17 protein-coding genes are annotated in these 17,641 nt (G+C 74.6%); 7 read left to right on the top strand and 10 right to left on the bottom strand.

All coding sequences use genetic code 11. The features are described 5' to 3' along the window. Positions 1-118: 118 nt before the first annotated feature. The gene (locus tag AAFN69_RS29075; RefSeq protein ID WP_347731841.1) at positions 119-3,664 is read right to left on the bottom strand and encodes a phosphodiester glycosidase family protein; all 3,546 of its coding nucleotides are present in this window, start codon (positions 3,662-3,664) and stop codon (positions 119-121) included. Positions 3,665-3,934: 270 nt separating this feature from the next. On the opposite strand from AAFN69_RS29075, the gene AAFN69_RS29070 reads away from it, so the two are divergent. Further along, positions 3,935-4,534, top strand: coding sequence for a DinB family protein (locus AAFN69_RS29070; protein WP_347731840.1), 600 nt, complete (start codon positions 3,935-3,937; stop codon positions 4,532-4,534). A gap of 24 nt (positions 4,535-4,558) precedes the next feature. On the opposite strand, the gene AAFN69_RS29065 is transcribed toward AAFN69_RS29070, so the two are convergent. After that, on the bottom strand, positions 4,559-5,065 hold the full coding sequence (locus AAFN69_RS29065; protein WP_347731839.1) for a DUF6328 family protein: 507 nt from the start codon (positions 5,063-5,065) through the stop codon (positions 4,559-4,561). Positions 5,066-5,298: 233 nt separating this feature from the next. Between AAFN69_RS29065 and AAFN69_RS29060 the strand changes: the two genes are divergently transcribed. Further along, entirely contained in the window at positions 5,299-5,469 is a 171-nt protein-coding gene (locus tag AAFN69_RS29060; RefSeq protein ID WP_347731838.1) for a hydrophobic protein, read from the top strand. Between the two features lie 115 nt (positions 5,470-5,584). Here AAFN69_RS29060 and AAFN69_RS29055 read toward each other — a convergent pair whose 3' ends face one another. Beyond that, on the bottom strand, positions 5,585-5,809 hold the full coding sequence (locus AAFN69_RS29055) for a DUF6458 family protein (RefSeq protein WP_347731837.1): 225 nt from the start codon (positions 5,807-5,809) through the stop codon (positions 5,585-5,587). A 129-nt stretch (positions 5,810-5,938) separates the two neighbouring features. Beyond that, positions 5,939-6,190 carry a DUF6158 family protein gene (locus AAFN69_RS29050; RefSeq protein WP_347731836.1) on the bottom strand — a complete coding sequence of 84 codons (252 nt, stop codon included), beginning with the start codon at positions 6,188-6,190 and terminating at the stop codon, positions 5,939-5,941. Between the two features lie 333 nt (positions 6,191-6,523). On the opposite strand from AAFN69_RS29050, the gene AAFN69_RS29045 reads away from it, so the two are divergent. Then, the gene (locus AAFN69_RS29045; protein WP_347731835.1) at positions 6,524-7,333 is read left to right on the top strand and encodes a VOC family protein; all 810 of its coding nucleotides are present in this window, start codon (positions 6,524-6,526) and stop codon (positions 7,331-7,333) included. A 76-nt stretch (positions 7,334-7,409) separates the two neighbouring features. Here AAFN69_RS29045 and AAFN69_RS29040 read toward each other — a convergent pair whose 3' ends face one another. The 3 genes from AAFN69_RS29040 to AAFN69_RS29030 form a co-directional block, all read right to left on the bottom strand. Then, positions 7,410-7,580, bottom strand: coding sequence for a hypothetical protein (locus tag AAFN69_RS29040; protein ID WP_347731834.1), 171 nt, complete (start codon positions 7,578-7,580; stop codon positions 7,410-7,412). A gap of 175 nt (positions 7,581-7,755) precedes the next feature. Continuing rightward, a complete protein-coding gene (locus AAFN69_RS29035; protein WP_347731833.1) occupies positions 7,756-8,235 on the bottom strand; it encodes an ATP-binding protein in 480 nt (159 codons plus the stop codon). A gap of 409 nt (positions 8,236-8,644) precedes the next feature. Then, positions 8,645-9,850, bottom strand: a complete 1,206-nt coding sequence (locus AAFN69_RS29030) for an aromatic acid exporter family protein (protein WP_347731832.1) — start codon at positions 9,848-9,850, stop codon at positions 8,645-8,647. 290 nt (positions 9,851-10,140) lie between these two features. Between AAFN69_RS29030 and AAFN69_RS29025 the strand changes: the two genes are divergently transcribed. The 3 genes from AAFN69_RS29025 to AAFN69_RS29015 all read left to right on the top strand — a co-directional run bounded on the left by AAFN69_RS29025 (position 10,141) and on the right by AAFN69_RS29015 (position 12,646). After that, complete coding sequence (locus tag AAFN69_RS29025) at positions 10,141-11,217, top strand: PHP domain-containing protein (protein WP_347731831.1); 1,077 nt, start codon at positions 10,141-10,143, stop codon at positions 11,215-11,217. 164 nt (positions 11,218-11,381) lie between these two features. After that, entirely contained in the window at positions 11,382-11,771 is a 390-nt protein-coding gene (locus tag AAFN69_RS29020; protein ID WP_347731830.1) for a VOC family protein, read from the top strand. Positions 11,772-11,884: 113 nt separating this feature from the next. Further along, the gene (locus AAFN69_RS29015; RefSeq protein WP_347731829.1) at positions 11,885-12,646 is read left to right on the top strand and encodes a helix-turn-helix transcriptional regulator; all 762 of its coding nucleotides are present in this window, start codon (positions 11,885-11,887) and stop codon (positions 12,644-12,646) included. Positions 12,647-12,702: 56 nt separating this feature from the next. Here the strand turns inward: AAFN69_RS29015 and AAFN69_RS29010 are convergent, their stop codons facing one another. Both AAFN69_RS29010 and ppk2 read right to left on the bottom strand, forming a co-directional pair. Then, the gene (locus AAFN69_RS29010; protein WP_347731828.1) at positions 12,703-13,473 is read right to left on the bottom strand and encodes a sortase; all 771 of its coding nucleotides are present in this window, start codon (positions 13,471-13,473) and stop codon (positions 12,703-12,705) included. A 246-nt stretch (positions 13,474-13,719) separates the two neighbouring features. Then, the gene (gene ppk2, locus AAFN69_RS29005; protein ID WP_347731827.1) at positions 13,720-14,538 is read right to left on the bottom strand and encodes a polyphosphate kinase 2; all 819 of its coding nucleotides are present in this window, start codon (positions 14,536-14,538) and stop codon (positions 13,720-13,722) included. A 337-nt stretch (positions 14,539-14,875) separates the two neighbouring features. Here ppk2 and AAFN69_RS29000 point away from each other — a divergent pair, with 337 nt between their 5' ends. Next, entirely contained in the window at positions 14,876-16,078 is a 1,203-nt protein-coding gene (locus AAFN69_RS29000) for a globin domain-containing protein (RefSeq protein ID WP_347731826.1), read from the top strand. Positions 16,079-16,496: 418 nt separating this feature from the next. Here the strand turns inward: AAFN69_RS29000 and AAFN69_RS28995 are convergent, their stop codons facing one another. After that, on the bottom strand, positions 16,497-17,399 hold the full coding sequence (locus AAFN69_RS28995) for a universal stress protein (protein WP_347731825.1): 903 nt from the start codon (positions 17,397-17,399) through the stop codon (positions 16,497-16,499). Positions 17,400-17,641: the final 242 nt, after the last annotated feature.

Genomic DNA, 17,641 nt, shown 5'->3' with positions numbered 1-17,641 from the left:
AGCGCTCACGACCAAGGCTGCCCGCTGTGCGGCCTTCCCGCACGGCGAGCCCGGTCCGGCGGGGCCCGGGGAGCTTCCCCCCGCCCCCGCCGGACCGGGTGTCCCCACGGCGCCGGGGTCAGCGTCCGCGGGTCCCCGGCGGGCGGGCCGCCGCGGTGTCCGGGACGCGGATCACGGCGGTGCGGGAGACCCCGCTCACCGTGACGGTCAGGGTCACCGTCCCCGGGCGCAGGGCGGTGAGGCGGCCCGTCGCCGGGTCGAGCACCGCCGTGTGAGGCGGACGACCGCCGCGTCCCGCGCGCTGTCGGTGCTCTCCGAGGACGCGAAGGCCCGGGGAGCCCGTCCAGTCGGTGCTGAGCGGCGGCGCGGCGGGCACCCGCCGGGCGCCCTGGGTGACGGTCGCCCGGACGACCGCCGTCTCTCCCGCGGGGAGTGTGCCGGGCGCCGTCAGCTCCAGCCCGTCGGTGTGGGGGCGGCTCTGGACCGAGATCCAGTCGGGGCCCGGTCCCCAGGGTCGTTCCCGGGCGGCCCGCGCGGCGGCCGGGCTCACCGGGTCGACACCGACGAGGGACCAGCCGGTGAAGCCGCCCCCGCCGGCCGGGCCCGCCGGTGCCTTGCCGGAGTTCCCGTTGACCAGATACGGCACTCCGTCCACCCGGGACGCGTGGAAGACCCCCGCATGGCCGGCGATGAGGGCCGCCCCCTTCCCGGTGGTCCGCCGGAATTCGGCCAGCCACCGCTCGATCAGCGCGGCCTCCTTCCGGTCGCCGAGCGCGCTGCCCTGCTGGGGGGAGGGATCGCGCGGCGGCACGTGCTGGACCAGGAGAACCGACCCGATGCCCGGATCCCCGGCCGCCGCGTCCAGTTGTGCCCGCAGGCCGGCGATCTGCGCGAGGCCGCCGCCGCGCAGGGTCAGCCGGGAGGTGTCCAGGGTCAGCATGCGGGTGCCCCGGTGGTCGGTCACCCGCTGCGCGGGCCCGAACTCGGCGGTGAAGTCGTCGATCCGGCCGCCCATCACCTCATGGTTGCCCGGCACGTAGTACCAGGGCAGCGCGTCGCCCAGCTCCTCGGTGAGGATCCGGCGGGCGAAGGCCAGGTCCCGAGGTGATCCCTCGTCGACCAGATCGCCGTTGACCACGAGGAAGGCGGGCCGCGCGGCCCGGATCTCGCGCAGGGTGCGCCGGGCCTGCCGGACGATCGCGCTGTCGGGGTCGCGGGCGACGAACTGCGCGTCCGACATCACCGCGAACCGCCACTGGCGCCGCTCGGTCCGCGCGGCCGTGCCGATCAGCGGGTCGGGGGCGCGCGGTTCGGCGGGGAGCTCCACGGCGGGCGGCACCAGGGCGGTGAGTCCGTCGATCACGACGGCCCCGGTGTACTGGCGCCCGGCTGCGGTCTCGGCGAGGTAGAAGCGGTGCACGGCGAGGGGGGCGGGTGCGCCCGGGGGCACCGTGAAGGTCACCTGGCGCCACCCGGTCCAGGTGAGGTGGGGCCCGCGCAGCAGCTGGTCGGATCCGGCGGCGTCCCTGAGGTGCAGGGTGGGCCAGGCGCCCTTGCCGTCACCGCGGATCCAGAGGGTGAAGGACTGCGGCCCGCCGGGTACGGGGATGGGGCGAGGCGGGATGGCGTAGGCGGCCCGGGTGGCGGTGGACCGGGTGAAGTCGTAGGTCAGCTCCAGGCCGGTGCCGTTCCGCCCGCCCGGTGTCGCGGCGACCGAGCCGTCCGCGCGGGCCTGTCCGAAAGTCCACGACCCGGCGTCGTCGAATGCGGCGGCGGGCTGTTCGGCGAGGCCGGTGGTGACGGCGAGCGTGGTGGACAGGCCCCGGACGGTGGCCGTGATCCGGCCCGCTCCGCCGGGGGTGCGCGAGGTGACGGTGAAGGAACCCGCGCCGTCGTCGCGGACGGTGAGGAGTGCGGGGTCGTACGCCAGGCGCAGATCGGAGGGTTCGACGGGCGCGCTGTTGCCGTGCGCGTCCAGGCCGAGGATCCCGAAGGAGCCGCTGTCGCCCCCGGCGGCGAGTCCGACGCGCCGGGTCGTCGGCTCGATGCGGGTGAGGCGGTCCAGGACGGTGAGCGCGATGCCGCCGTGGACCCCGGCGCGTTCGGCGCGCACCACCGCCCTGCCGCTGTGGCGGGCGCGGAAGACGCCCCGGGGGTTCACCGTGCCGGCGGAGGGGTTCAGCGAGCGCCAGCGCGGTGCCCCGGCGGCGGGACCGTGGGTCTCGTCGTGTCCGGCCGCGGTGAGCCGCCGGGTCAGTCCGGGGAAGACCCGTTCGGGATGTCCGCCGCGCACCGGGTCGGCGGTCGGCGCGGCCGGGGCGGGGGTGAGTGTCTCCACGTGGTAGCCGCGGGGTTCTCCGCTCCCGGCGGGGACGGTGAGTGCGAGGCCGTTGGGCACCGTGCGCTCGCCGCCGTCGGAGGGGCTGTTCTCGACGGGGAGGGCGTCGCCGCCCGGCCGCCGGGCGAGGAGGGTGGAGGAGCCGCCGCCGTCGAGATTGAGGGCGTTGTGCGCGCCGGCCCGCCGCATCATCACGCCGAGTTCGGTCAGGGTGACCCCGCCGCTGTCGGCCTGCCGTCCGTCGACGGTGACGATCCGCATGGTCCGGCCGTCCGCCGAGAAGCCGACGGCGGTACGGGGCGCGGGGGCGTTGTTGCCCCGGCCCTCGTGGTTCTGCGGCACGCCGTCGACGACCAGCGGCTCCCTGCCGCCGACCGCCGTGCGGGGCACCGGGCCGCCGTCGGCGGTGCGCGGGCGGTACGCGAGCTCCACCGGGTCGCCCGGCCGGAGCGCGGCCAGCCGCGCGGCTCCGGCCTCCCGGCCGACCAGCACGGTGGTGCCGGGTTCGATGGGCCCGCCGCCGGGCCGGGGCGCGGTGGCGGCGACCTTCCCGTCGCGCACCACCGCTTCCGCGACCGGTCCGGCGGTGCCGGTGGTGAGCGCGCGGTCCGCGCTCCCCCAGCCGGCGGTGTAGGCGCCGACGCCGTCGCGCGGGACATGGGCGGCGTTGTACGCGCCGAGCGGCACGCTGCCGGAGGGCAGGGTGAGGGTTCCCTCGACGTGGAGGCGCAGTACGCGTCCGGCGGCCCCGGGCCCGATGCCGATGGCCCGTTCGGCGCCCGCCACCGGGGAGTGGGTGAGCTCGCCGGCGCTGATCCCGGGGCCCAGCGGGGCATCTGTCCGCCCGATGTCGAAGAAGTCTCCGTTGAGGGCGGCGACGGTGCGCCGGCCGGGGCCGGGGTCGTGCCGGGCGGCGAGCTCGGAGACGGTGGCGCGGGCGGCGACACGGCCGGGCGAGAGATAGTCGACCCGCAGGCCGGGGGCGTCGAGGTCGACGGCGAGGGTGTCGATCCGCAGCCAGTCGCGGGCTTCGAGGCGGTCGTACGAGGTGAGGCGGACGCCGGGGGCGACCGGCCGCGAGACGCGTGCGGTCTCGATGCCGTCCGGGCCGGGGCCGGGGCCGGGGTCGGAGGGCGGCGCGGTGCCGGGCGGGCCGGCGGACGGGGCGCTCGCGGGCGGCGGCGCGACGGCCGGCGGCACCTCGGCCGAGGCGAACGGACGCGGGTCGGGGGCGGAGTCGGCGGCGGCCGGGGAGAGTCCTCCGAGGGCCAGCGCGGACACGGTCGCGATCAGCACGGCGGTGCGCCGTGTACTGCCTGGGCTCACAACGTCTCCCGGGTCTCTGCCGATTGAGCACGGGGCAAGCGCTTTCCCCGACAGCATTCCCGCCGCCCGGGCGGACGCACCGGGCCCCGCGCGGGAAGAGCTCCGGGCGGGGCGGAAATCCACCGGACGGACGGCGCGGCGGCCGTTGTCCGGGCCGCGGGGGCGGGGGGCTCCCGCCGCCGCCCGTGTCGCGGGGGGCTCGTGCCGCCGCCCGGTGCCCGTCGCGCGAAATGCGGTGGACAGCGGTCACCCGGTCGGCAGACTGGCCCCATGACCGCACCGGATGCCCGAGCCGACCTTCACTTCTACCTTCAGTCCGCCCGCGACGCCCTGCTGTGGAAGCTCGAAGGGCTCACGGAGTACGACGTCCGCCGCCCGCTGACACCGACCGGCACCAATCTCCTCGGTCTGGTGAAGCACGCCGCCGGTTGCGAACTGGGCTATCTCGGCGACACCTTCGGGCGGCCGTCCGGCGAGCGGCTGCCCTGGCTGGACGAGGGTGCCGAACCCAACGGCGACATGTGGGCCACCGCCGACGAGTCGCCCGCGCGGATCGTGGATCTCTACCACCGGGCGTGGGCGCATGCGGACGCCACGATCGGCGCGCTGGCGCTGGAGACGGTGGGGAGGGTGCCGTGGTGGCCGGCCGGCCGGGACGAGGTGACCCTGCATCACGCGGTGGTGCGGGTGATCGCCGACACCCACCGCCACGCCGGGCACGCGGACATCCTCCGTGAACTCCTCGACGGCTCCGTGGGGATGAACAAGAACAACACCGGCATGGCACCGGGCGACCGGGAGTGGTGGGAGAACCACCGCGCTCTGCTGGAGCGCACGGCCCGGGAGGCGGGCGGTCCGGGCGCACGGTGACGGCGGACCGCCCCGCGGGCGCGGTCAGCCCTCGGGAGTGCCCTCCGCCGGCTGCCGGGAGCGTGTCCACAGCGGCAGGACGAACCAGCACAGCCCGAACCAGAGGACCATCCCCGCGACGAGCCAGACGGCCAGTGAGTCGTGGAGCACCACTCGCAGGATCAGCAGGAGTGAGGACGCCATCGTGCAGAGCAGCAGCACGAGTCCGGCGATGGTGAGCCGGGAGGCCCAGACGACGGTCTCGGGCTTCAGCCGGCGCCCGGCGACCATCCGGTGGAAGGAGACGGGGCCGATGAGGGCGCCGGTCGCCGCGGCCCCGAGCAGGACCGTGGCCAGATAGATGTTCCGGTCGATGTCCGAGAGTGTGGTGAAGCGGGGCTGGAAAACCACGGTGAGCAGAAATCCGAAAAGGATCTGAACACCGGTCTGGGCCACTCTCAATTCCTGGAGAAGTTCGCCCCATCTCCGGTCCGCCCGTTCATCGGCCGTCTCGTCCCGGCCGCGGCGCGGGATTTCACCGTCATCGGTCACCGAAGCACCCCGTCCGGTACGGGCGGGGACGGCCGGCGGCCCCCGCGGGAATCCATCCGCACCCGGTCCGGCGGCTCCGGACACGGCCGGCATGCTTCGCCGACCAGCGCGCGAGTCTTCCGGTTCCCGTTTCCGGTCACCGCAAACGCCGGTCGCACAAACAATTCATCGAAAATGTGTACGTGTGGTGGAGTGAATCGCGGGCACACGCATTTCCGGAGGTGCAGAAAACAATGGTTCCCATTCTTCTTGTTCTGCTGCTGGCCATCCTTCTCTTCGGAGTCGGATTCGCCGTGAAGGCACTTTGGTGGATCGCACTGGCGGTCCTGGCGATCTGGCTCCTGGGCTTTGTCATGAGGAGCACGAAGACGGGAGGCGGGCGGTCCCGGTGGTACCGCTGGTAGACCCGGCGGACACCCGCGGGGTGTGACGCGGAGGGGCGGCGGCCGGAAGGCCGCCGTGCCTCCCGGCCGCGTGGCCGGGAGGCACCCACTCCTGTGCACGGGGTTGCCGCGCGGGTCACTCGTACCGCCGGTGACCGCCCTCGTCGATGACGGGCGCCGAAGGCGGAACCACCAGCCGGCGGCGCCTGGCGATACTGGCGAAGGTGACGACTCCGATGAAACCGACGGCCATCAGGATCAGGCCGATGACATCGAGGTTGGCACCCTCCATCTGCCAGTCGGTGGCGAATGTGAGGATCGCTCCAACAGCGATCAGAATGATGCACCCTCCCAGGCCCATCGGAACCACCTTCCTGAGGGAACGGTTCCTCACGCGGGTACCCGGCATCACGCCGCTCATGCCCGGCACTCGGGCCGATCCGCCCGGCCGCCGGGCGGCCGGCGGCGGCCGGTGCGCGACCCCGCGTACTCACTCCTGATGGGTGCGTGCCCGCGCGCCCGCGCGGGTGCGGGCCGCCGAGACCGGACGGTCCGGATGGCGGCGCAGATACTCCTCCTCCAACTGCGCCATCCGGGTGGTGTGCGCGGCCAGTGAGGCGGGTGAGCCGTGCAGCAGGGTGTCGTGTCTGCTGCGGTGGATGTTCTCCAGTTCCCGGATGAGCTCCTGCTCGCCGAGGCGGGCGGGCTCGATGCCCCTGCGCGGATTCCCGGCCTGCGTCATGGCAGCCGTACTCCTTCCGTCCGGCGGCTCCGTGGCGTGCCACGGCCGTCGCGACCACATGTCCCCGACCCCCGGCCGGTGGCCCCGCGCGCACGGGCGCGGTCCGCACCATCCCGCCCCGCCCGGGGCGGGAGCGCAACTCGGGCCCCGCCCGCCGGGCTCCGCGCCGGGTGGCCGGGGCGGGACACGCGGACGGCCCGTGACTCGCGTGGATGCCGGGCTGGAGGCAGGATGAGGAACCGGACCCCGGCTCGGCCTCCCCGCCCCGGCTTCCGGTCCGCCGGCCCTTCCGACCTGCGGAGGGGCGCGCGCACCTCCCAGGACACGAGGGTGATGGACAGAATGAGGGAACCGGCCGCCGCGGCGGACACGACACCGGGCACCGGCCGCATCGGCGCGCCGTGCTGGGTCAGTCTGATGGCGCGTGATCTGGCGGCCTCGCAGGAGTTCTACGGCGCCGTGCTGGGCTGGCGGTTCCACAAGGGCCGGCTCGGCGACGGATTCAGCATCGCGGCGCTCGACGGCGAGCCGGTGGCCGGTATCGGCGCGCTCGCCCGCACCTTCCGGGTGGCCGTCGCCTGGACACCGTACTTCGCCGTCCCGGACGCGGATGTGGCGGCGGCCAGGATCCGCGAGCGCAGCGGTACGGTCGCGGTCGGCCCGCTCTCCTTCTCGCTGGGGCGCGGTGCCCTCGCCGCGGACCGGGACGGCGCCGTCTTCGGCATCTGGGAGGGAGCGCTGCTCCCGGACTGGCAGTCCGGGAGCAGGGACGCCCCGGCGTGGCTGCTGCTGCGCACCCGCAACGCCTTCGATTCGGCGATCTTCTACGGGGAGATCCTGGACTGGGCGACCGAGGGGCCCGGCGGCTGCGATGTGGGCTTCGAGAACGACGAGGTCGTACTCGCCTACAAAAGCCATGTGATGGCCCGGCTCGCCTCCGGGGCGACCGGCGCCGCGGCCGATCCGGTGCACCGCCCCCGCTGGGATGTGCACTTCCCGGTCGCGGATGTCGACGCCACGGCCCGGGCGGCGCGGGAGGCGGGCGGTACGGTGCTGGAGCGGCGCACCACCTCCGAGGGTCTGGAGGAGGCGGCGATCCGCGACCCGGACGGCGCGCTCTTCACCATCAGCGGCCGCCCCTGAGCGCCCCCGGCGGGGGCGGTCCCGGATCGTCCGCCGATGAGGACACGGCCCGGCGGTCCCGGAGAGCGGCGCGGGGTCAGCCGCCGTGCCTGCGGCGGCGCGCCTCCCGTGACGCGGCCTCCTCCTCGCGGCCCAGCTGCTTCTCGCGCACTCCCTCCGCGCGCAGCCGCTCATCGCGCAGGGCGATCCCGTCGGCTTCCTTCTTCCGGCCCTTCACCTGCTTCAATTTCGCCTTGACCCAGCTCATGAGCGCGGCCTTTCTCCTACGGCATGTGCCGCCCGCCGGGCTCCGCCACCCGCCGGCCGGCCTGTCGGCACCCGGCTGCCCGTACGGCCCGGCCCCTACACGCGATGGTACGGACGGTGCGGCGGCCGCGCGAGAACAGTGCTCCCCGCACGTCCCGGCGGGGGTGCCGCGGGGTTCAGCGCGGCCGGGGCCGGACCCCGGCCGGGGCGGGGGTGATCTCCGCCCAGACGACCTTCCCGTCGCCCACCCGGTCCGTGCCCCAGCTCTCCGCCAGCCGGTCCAGCACGATCAGTCCGTGGCCGCCCGGCTGGGAGACCTCCCGGGGCCGCCGCCGGGGCGGCTCGGGGCTCGCGTCCGCGACCTCGATCCGCAGCCTGCCCGGTGTGCGGCGGAGCACCAGTTCGGTCGGGCCGCCCGCATGCAGACAGGCGTTGGTGACGAGCTCGGAGACGAGCAGCAGCACATCGTCCGCGCGCTCCGCGCGCTCCCCCGAGTCCGGGATCCACCCCCAGTCCGCCAGGGCGCTCCCGGTGAAGTCACGGCAGCGGCCGACCACCCCTCTGACGCCGAACAGCGCGAGCCGCCGGATCTGTCCGTGTGTGTGCGTGTGCCCCTGTCCGTTCTCAGGTCCCGGTCCCCGGCGGCCTGTGCCCATCGCTCCTCCGCTGTGTCTGCCGCCCGTCCGCGAGCGCCGCGGGCACGGTGTGACGCACCCCGTACACCCTGTCGCGGCGGTGAGTGCCGGTGCCGCGCGCCCATGGGCGCCCGTGGCCCGGGGTCAGCCGGCCGGCCGCCGGTCTCCCCGCGCCCGTCCCGGCTCCGTCCGGCCCTTTTGGGCGGGACCTCGGCGGCGCGCTCTGTCGAGGCGGGCGGTGCCGGGCCGCCGCCACCCGTGTGGCTGTCGTCCGCTCACCGCACCGGCACTTCCCACAGTGCCCGTTCCGTACGTCCCGAAACGCCTGGCCACCCGCGAGGTTCCCGGTGACGGGCGGGGCGGCCGGTTCCTCCGGGCCCCGTGTCCCGCGCGGACGGCGGCGGGCGCGGCCTCCCCGGCCGGTCCCCGGTCAGCGGGCCGGCGCCCGGCGGCGGCGCTTCCCGCCCAGCCACTGGCGCGCGGCGGCCAGCCGGGGGTACTTCTCGCGCGTCTCGCGGGCGCTGCGGTCCAGCTCCTCCATCAGCCGCCGGGTGCGGTGCTCGGGGTCGAGCTCGTCCAGGATCCGGTCCGCCTCGGCGAGCAGCGCGCCGTGCAGCTGCCAGTGGATCGGGTCGCGGCGCACCGCCTCCAGAAAGAGCCCGGCCATCCGCTCCCGGCTGTCGGCCGCGTCGCGGAGCCCGTCGGCGAGCCGGCCCTCCGCGAGCTCGGCGCTGGCGCTGACCTGGCTGGTGACCAGTACCGCGAAGCTGACCAGCGCGTCGGCGATCCGGGCGAGCAGTTCCTCGACGGCCAGCGCCTCCTCGCGCGGATAGAGGTCCCGCCCGCCGCCGCGTTCCCTGGCGAGGTCGGTCATGGTGCGGGCCATCACCCGCAGCACCACGGCGCAGATCTCCAGGGTGTCGAGACCGGTGCGCAGCACCACCCGGTTCAGCAGCCCCTCCCGCACCCTCGGGTTGAGCCGGAGGCTGTCCTCGGCCTGGCGGAGGGAGGCGTCCACCTGGGCGATGTCGTTGTCGAGCCGGCGGGCCTCGTGGAGCCGGGCCGCCGAGCCGGCCACGGAGGCGGGGTTGCTCAGCTCCTCGCCCATGCCGAGCAGCAGCAGCCGCATCCGCCGGGAGAGTTCCACGATGGACTCCCCCGCGGTCCCCACCCACACGGGCGGCAGCAGCACATTGAACAGCAGCCCCACCACCGCGCCGATCAGGGTCTCCACCACGCGTTCCCATGCGGTGGCGGCCACTTGGGTGACACCGAGCACCAGCATGGCGCTGATGGCCACTTCGGGGACGAATTCACCCACCCGGACCATGTAGCCGATGATCAGCGAGGCCAGGATGAGCAGCCCGAGACTCCACCAGGAGAGTCCCACCAGGATGCTGAACGCGCTGGCGATGAGCACACCGGCGACGACGGAGTTCACCCGGCGGATACCGGTGGTGAGGGTGGAGTAGAGGGTCACCTGCACCACGAGCAGGGCCGTGAGGGGTGCGGTGAGCGGGGCGGGTTCGCTGCTGATCCGGAGCGCGACGGCATAGGCGATGGTCGCCGCGGCCGTGGCACGCAGGGTCTGGACGACGGCGGGCCGGCTGCGGTGGCGCCTGATGAATTCGGCCATCCGCTTCACGGTCGGGCTTCGCGTCTGGGGCAATGCGGGCACCCATGGGCTTTCGGTTCGGGGGGCACAGGCGGTACGGGGATCGTCCTTCTCCGCCACCTGCCCCCGGACGATCAGGGTAAGCCGGATCGGACCCCGATGCTCCCCGGAAACCGGGGGCATGACGGTCCGGCACCACACCCGTTCCCGCGTGCCGCCGGCGTCGCCCCGGGCCAGAGTGGAGGGGAGGCCGGGAGGGTCACTCCGCACCGGCGCGGGTGCGGAGCCGGACCGGGCGGAGAGGAGCCGGTGTGGATCCCGTGGAGGCGCTGGACCGGGTCGCGTTCCTGCTGGAGCGGTCGCGGGCGGAGACCTACCGGGTGCGGGCGTTCCGGACCGCCGCCGCCGTGCTCTCCGCACTGTCCGGGGACGAGATCGCGGCGAGGTCCGCCGCCGGGTCGCTGGAGGCGGTGAAGGGCATCGGGCCGAAGACCGCGGGGGTGGTGCGGGAGGCCCTGGCCGGGAACGTGCCGGAGTATCTCCGGCGGCTGGAGGAGAAGGCCGCCGAACCGCTCGCGGAGGGCGGCGGGGCGCTGCGGGCGCTGCTGCGCGGGGACTGTCACCTGCATTCGGACTGGTCCGACGGGGGAAGTCCGATCGAGGCGATGGGCCGGGCCGCGAAGGCGCTGGGTCATGAGTGGGCGGTGCTGACCGATCACTCGCCGCGGCTCACCGTGGCCCGCGGGCTGTCGGCCGAACGGCTGCGCGAGCAGTTGGAGGTGGTGGCGGGGCTCAACCGCCGCTGGGCGCCCTTCCGGCTGCTGACCGGTATCGAGTGCGACATCCTGGCGGACGGCTCGCTCGACCAGGAGCCGGAGCTGCTGGACCGGCTTGACGTGGTGGTCGCCTCGGTCCACTCGGAGCTGCGGATGGAGTCCCCGGCGATGACCCGGCGGATGCTGGCGGCGGTACGGAATCCGCTGGTCGATGTGCTCGGGCACTGCACGGGACGGCTGCTCATCGGCCGTGAGCGGTCCGGGCGGGGGCGCGGGGCGGGCGGGGGCGGTGCGGGGAGCCGGGCGGACGGCCGGCGGCCGGAGTCGCGGTTCGACGCGGATCTCGTCTTCGCGGCCTGCGCCGAGCACGGTACCGCCGTGGAGATCAACAGCAGGCCGGAGCGGCTGGACCCGCCGATGCGGCTGCTGCGCGCGGCGGTGGCGGCCGGGGTGTTCTTCGCCGTCGACACCGATGCCCACGCGCCGGGGCAGCTCGACTGGCAGCTGCTCGGCTGCGACCGGGCGGAGCGGGCCGGGGTGCCGTCCGGGCGGGTGGTCAACACCTGGGGCGCGGACGAGCTGCTGGCCTGGACCGCCGGCCGGCGGCCGTGACGGCCGGCGCGGGTCGAGGCGGGTCGGTACGGGTCAGTGCGGGTCGGTACAGGTCGGCGCGGGTCGATGCGGGTCGATGCGGATGCGGATGCGGGCCGGTGTCCCGGGGGAATTGCCCGCCCCCGGTCCGTCTGTCCGGGCGACTCGGGGGCAGACGAGCCCGTATGACGGTGAAGAAGACGAGTGTGCTCGTACTGGACTGTGCCGAACCGCTGGAGCTCGCCGAGTTCTACGCGTCGCTTCTCGGGGCGGAGACGCGGATCGCCGACGACCCCGACTTCGTGGAGATCATCGGCCATGCCGGGGTCCATCTCGCCATCCGGCGCGACCTCGGGCACGCGCCGCCGAGCTGGCCCCGGCCGGAGGACTCCCAACAGGCCCATCTGCGGATTCTGGTGGCGTCCGACGACATGGACGAGGCCGAGCGGGAGGCGGTGGGTCTCGGCGCCAGACCGGTGGACGCGAAGGAGAACAGCGGGCCGCGCGAGGTGCGGATCTACTCCGATCCGGCCGGTCACTCCTTCTCCCTGGCGGTCTCCCCCAGCCCGCGCTGACCCTTCCGGCCCCCGCCGGCGGGCACGCGGGGCGCGGCTCACCGCCGGATGTCCGTGCGGGCCCGCGGCGGACCGGGGTCTTTCCCGCCCGCCACGGGCTACGCTGCCGACTCATGTTGCGGAACGGACATGCGCCGCGCTGCGGAGGCGGCCCGGGAACGGCGATCGTCGTCAGCGCCTTCACGCTGTCCGACGGCTTCTGGTCGGCCACCCGCAGCCATCCCTGCCATCGGCTGGCCCGCTCCGGGAAGGGTCTGCTGGCGGTGCGGACCGGTGCGCGGGCCTGGCTGCTGCCGCCGTCGATGGCACTGTGGATTCCCGCCCGGCTGCCCCATGCGACGGGCGCGGCCGGGAGCGCGGACGTGCACGGCGCCCGTCTCGATCCGGCGGGCTGCGCCGGTGCTCCCGACGAGCCGACGGTGGTCGCGGCCGGACCGCTGCTCAGTGCGCTGATCGGCCATCTGGACCGGCCGGACCTCGGCCGGGAGGCCCGGCGGCGGGCGGAGGCGGTGGTGCTCGATGTACTGGAACCCCTGCCGGTGACCAGTGTCTCGGTGCCCGAGCCGGTGGACCCCCGGGCGCTGGCGGTGGCCCGGGCGCTCGCCGCCGACCCCCGGGACAACCGGGGGCTGGAGGCATGGGGCGACCGGGCGGGCACCAGCGCCCGCACACTGGCGCGGCTGTTCATCGCGGAGACGGGTCTCACCTTCGGCCAGTGGCGGGAGCGGCTGCGGATGCAGGCGGCGATGCCGCTGCTCGCCGGTGATCTGCCGATCGAGGCGGTGGCGCGCCGGGTGGGGTACGGGTCGGCGAGTTCTTTCGTGGCCGCGTTCCACCGGATCGTGGGTCTGACGCCGCGCCAGTACTTCCCCTGAGCCTCCGGGCGGTCCGCGACGGACCCGGTGGCGTCCCGCGTCGCGGTGAGGGTCCGTCACCCGCCGCCCGTGCCCCCGCTCTCCCTGAGGACGCCGATCTTGTCGATGCGGTGCTCGGGGTTGCCCTTGTCGTCCCGCCAGAAGTTCCCGGCCGCGTCGTCCTCCGGGGTCGCGCAGGTCGAGATGGTGATCATGGCCCGGGTGGGGCGCTCGCCGGGCCGGCCGGGCACTGCCGCCCGCTGCTCGTCGAGGGAGCGGGCGGAGCGGAAGGAGGTCCGCCGGGTGTCGGTGATCTCGTACACGAAGGTCTGCCCGCCGGCCGTGACGGTGACGGTGTCACCGGCGCGCAGCGACGGCAGATCGCGCAGCGGGGCACCGGCCGAGAGGCGGTGCGCGGTGACCAGGTAGTTGCCCTTCTCCCCGGGGCCCACTCCCCCGTGTTCCCCGTAGGGGCTGGCGGCGTCGCCGCGGTTCTGGATCCTGGTGCCCGGCCAGTCGTCGGTGGTGCCCTCGTAGGGGATGACCCGCAGTCCGCGGACGCCGATGGCGGGGATGTCGAGGGTCGCGGGCTCCGTCCGGGGGATCACCGGACGGGATTCCTCCGGGGACGGAGAGGGCGCACGGGACGCGGCCGGCCCGTCGCCGGCGGTGACCGCCGGTATGGCGTCGGCGGTGACGGCGCGCGGGGCGGACGAGATGACGGCGGGCGCGCGGTCCCGGCCGCCGGGGACTCCGTCCGCGGTGCCGGTGGCGGCCGTACAGCCGGTGAGCAGGGCGGCGGTGAGCACCGCCGCGGATATCGGAAGGGCGGTTCGCGCTGCTGCCATGGGCGGATCCGGATCGTCGGCCGGCCGGAGACCGGGACCGGTGTGCGGGGCCGGTGGCCGCGTGGACGGGACCGCCCGTGATCGAGCAGTTGTTCCCGTACTGACTCCACCATGCCCAACCCCCGGGGGTACGGCAAGAGCGGAGCCCTCCCGCGTACCGGCGCCCCGGGGTCCGCGCCGTCCGTCCCTCCCTCCGAGAACCCATGGTGCTCACGGTGCTCACGGGGAGGGAGCGACGGGCCGGCGCTACCGGACGAGCCCCGCCGAATGGTCGGGCACATAGGTCTGGAGATCGCGGGGCGGCCGGACGTACCCGGTCGACGGCGGGCGCTCCGGGATCTCGATGACCGGCGGGGGCACCTCCCGGTACGGCACCGTGGAGAGCAGATGGGCGATCATGTTGAGGCGGGCCCGCTTCTTGCTGTCGCTCTCCACGACATACCAGGGCGCCTCGGAGATGTCCGTGTGCACCATCATCTCGTCCTTGGCCCGGGAGTACGCCTCCCAGCGGGTGATCGACTCCAGGTCCATCGGCGACAGCTTCCAGCGCCGGGTCGGATCGGTGAGGCGCCGCCGGAACCGCTCCTCCTGGACGTCGTCGCTCACCGAGAACCAGTACTTGCGCAGCAGGATCCCGTCCTCCACGAGCATCCGCTCGAAGATGGGGCACTGATGGAGGAACCGCTGGTGCTCCTCCTTGGTGCAGAAGCCCATCACCTGCTCGACCCCGGCCCGGTTGTACCAGCTCCGGTCGAAGAGCACGATCTCACCGGCGGCCGGCAGATGCTCGATGTACCGCTGGAAGTACCACTGGCCGCGCTCGCGTTCTGTGGGCTTGGGGAGGGCGGCGGTGCGGGCGACGCGCGGATTGAGGTGCTCCGCCACGCGTTTGATGGTGCCGCCCTTGCCCGCCGCGTCGCGTCCCTCGAACACCACCACGAGCCGGACGCCCTCCACGCGTACCCACTCCTGGAGTTTCACCAGTTCGGTCTGGAGCCGCAGCAGCTCGTCCTCGTACACCGCGCGCGGCAGCGGGGCCGCGGATCGTGTCTTCTTGTCGCCCATGAGATCTCCCGGGTTGACGCCGTTCCCCGCCGACCTTACGGACCGGCGCCCCCGTGCGGTGCGACCGACGTCACGGGAGGCCGGCACGGGAAGGGGGCCGGCACCGCGCCCCGCGGAGAATCCGCCCCTCGGCCGGTGCGCGGGATCCGTGTTTTGTAGGGTGTCGTGCGGGTGAGGCCCGGGCGGGAGAAACACACCGCACCGGCCGGCGACAGCGGCCGGTGCCCGGCGCCCCCATCCGTGTTCCCGCCCGTCCGACGGGCGGATGCCCCACGGCTCATCACTGTTCAGTCCTGCTTACGGTCCATCACGGTTCATCGATTCCGGGAGTCCGACGATGCTGTCCGAGAAATCCACCGCGACCATCCGCGCCACCCTGCCCGCTGTCGGGGGTGCCATCGACGAGATCACCGGGCTCTTCTACGACAAGCTCTTCGCCGCCCACCCCGAGCTGCTGCGCGATCTGTTCAACCGCGGCAATCAGGCTGCCGGGGAACAGCAGCGGGCCCTCGCCGGATCCATAGCCGCGTTCGCCGTCGCCCTGATCGACCACCCGGACATCCGGCCGGACACGCTTCTCGGCAGAATCGCCCACAAGCACGCCTCCCTGGGTGTCACCCGGGACCAGTACGCGATCGTCCACACCCATCTCTTCGCGGCCATCGCCGAGACGCTGGGCGACGCGGTCACCGACGAGGTCGCCGCGGCCTGGGACGAGGTGTACTGGCTGATGGCCCATGCCCTGATCGCCATCGAGAACGGGCTGTACGCGGAGGCCGGGACCGAACCGGGGCCGAGTCTGCGCGACCATCTCGTCGTCGGGCGGCGGACCGAGACCGACGAGGTCGTCACCTTCCTGGTACGGCCCGCGGACGGTTCGCCGCTGCCGCCGTTCCGCCCCGGGCAGTACGTCTCCGTGCAGGTGGAACTCCCCGACGGAGCACATCAGATACGCCAGTACAGTCTCTCCGGAGCACCCGCCGACGCGCTCCAGTTCAGTGTCCGCAGGGTGACCGGGACACCGGACGGTGAGGTCTCGGGCCATCTGCACGACCGGGTACGCCCCGGCGATGTGCTGCGGGTGAGCGCGCCCTTCGGCGATGTGGCCCTGGCGGACGGGGACGGGCCGGTGCTGCTGGCCTCCGCCGGGATCGGCTGCGCGCCGCTGATCACCATGCTGGGGGCGCTGGCCGGGCAGCGCTCCAAGCGCCGGGTCACGGTGGTGCACGCGGACCGCAGCCGGCGCGACCACGCCTTCCACGCGGAGCTCGGCCGCCTTGTCGCGGAGCTCCCCGATGCGGAGGCGCATGTCTGGTACGAGCACCCGGAGGGCGACTGGCCGGCCGGCCGCACCGGTCTCGCCGACCTCTCCGGTGTCCGGGTGGACCCCGGAACCACCGCCTATCTCTGCGGCCCGCTGCCCTTCCTGCGCGCCACTCGCACCCGGCTGCTGGAGCTCGGGGTACCGGCGGCCGACATCCACTACGAGGTCTTCGGCCCCGATCTGTGGCTCGGCCGCGACGAGAGCCCGGCCGGCTGACCGGGCCCGTCCGTACGGCCCTTGAGCACCGATGAGCCCGAGGGCCGGCCGGGGGTGTGCGGTCCCCGTCCGCGCGACCGCACACCCCGCACACCCGCCGGACCCCGCACCGGCATGACGGCGTCCCGGGCGGGTCACACGGGTACGGGTCGAGGACGGGGGCGCGGTCTCTCCCGCCCCTCGCCGCCGCGTGGCCGGGCGAGTTCACCCGGCGCCGGCGGCGATTCACCGCACACCGCCGGCACACGGCCGGGGACGCACTCGCGGGCACCGCGCCCAAGACGCCCAGCGCGTCGCGGAAGGAGTCGTACCGGCCCATTCCACACCGGCCGGGCACCGGCCGCCCGCCGGCGGGACCGGGGAGCGGCGGTCCCGGAAACGGCGGCGGGTGAGCCGGCCGCGCACGGCACCGGCGGGATCAGGGGTGCGGGATCACCGCGACCGGGGCGGCCGAGTGGTGCAGCACCGCGTGGGCGACGGAGCCGATCCGTCCGCCGAACGCCGTCGCCCGCCGGATGCGGCGGCCGACCACCAGCAGGGATGCCCCGTCCGATGCCGCCACCAGCTGGTCGACGGCCCGGCCGGGCTCGGCCTGTTCCACCACCTCGACCGCCGGGTACTTCCGCCGCCACGGGTCGAGTGCGGCGCTGAGGGCCGCCGCCTCGGCCGCGCCGAGCCGCTCGTCGAGCTCCGGGTCCGGCGGCAGGCCGTAGGCGAAGTAGGGCGGCAGATTCCAGCTGTGCACCACCCGCAGCGGGGCGTCGCGGCGGGCCGCCTCGGCGAAGGCGAAGCCGATCAGCAGCTCGTCGGGGGCGTTGGCGTCGAGTCCGAGGACGACCGGGCCGTCCGGGGCGATCGGCGGGACCTGGGCGTCCGCGGCGGGCAGCCGGTCGTGCTCGCCGGCCTCCGGCGCCCGCACCAGGACCACGGGACGCTCGGTGCGGGAGACCACCGCCTGGCCGACCGAGCCGACCAGGAAGCCGCCGAAGCTGCTGAGACCGCTGGAGCCGAGGACCAGCAGATCGGCCTCCGCGGCGGCTTCGGTGAGCACATCGCCGGGCCTGCCCTTGAGCTGTTCCGAGGTGATCTCCAGTTCGGGGTGGCGCCGCCGGAGCCCCTCGGCCGCCTCGCGCGGGATGTACTCGGTCCACTTCCGCTGGTCCTCGTCGCCCAGGAAGGGGGCCTGGACGAAGGGCACCGGCTCCCGGACATTGACGACCCTCAGCGGCAGTTCGCGCAGCTTCGCTTCGCGAGCGGCCCATTCGGCGGCGGCCAGGCTCTCTCGGGAGCCGTCGATGCCGACGGTGACGGTGCGGGACATGGTGCACACCTCCGGAAGCGGAAGGAATCGACTCGTGTGATCGTTCCCCTGCCCAGCATGATCGCCGGGACACCGGTCCGCGAGGGGCCGCAGGTCCCCGCGGGATGGACTCAGGTCCCGGGCCCCGGGCCCGACCGGCCCTGTCCGAAAGGCCCTTCCGCCGGGGGGAATCGTCCGGCCGGGTGACGGCCCGCCACACCGCGGGGGCGGCCGGGTGACGGCGCGCGCGGACCCGGCGGCCG

This window comes from Streptomyces sp. CAU 1734, from assembly GCF_039888735.1.
GTDB lineage: Bacteria > Actinomycetota > Actinomycetes > Streptomycetales > Streptomycetaceae > Streptomyces.
The sequence above is the reverse complement of the archived record's forward strand: the minus strand, read 5'-3'. Positions and strand labels throughout refer to the sequence as shown.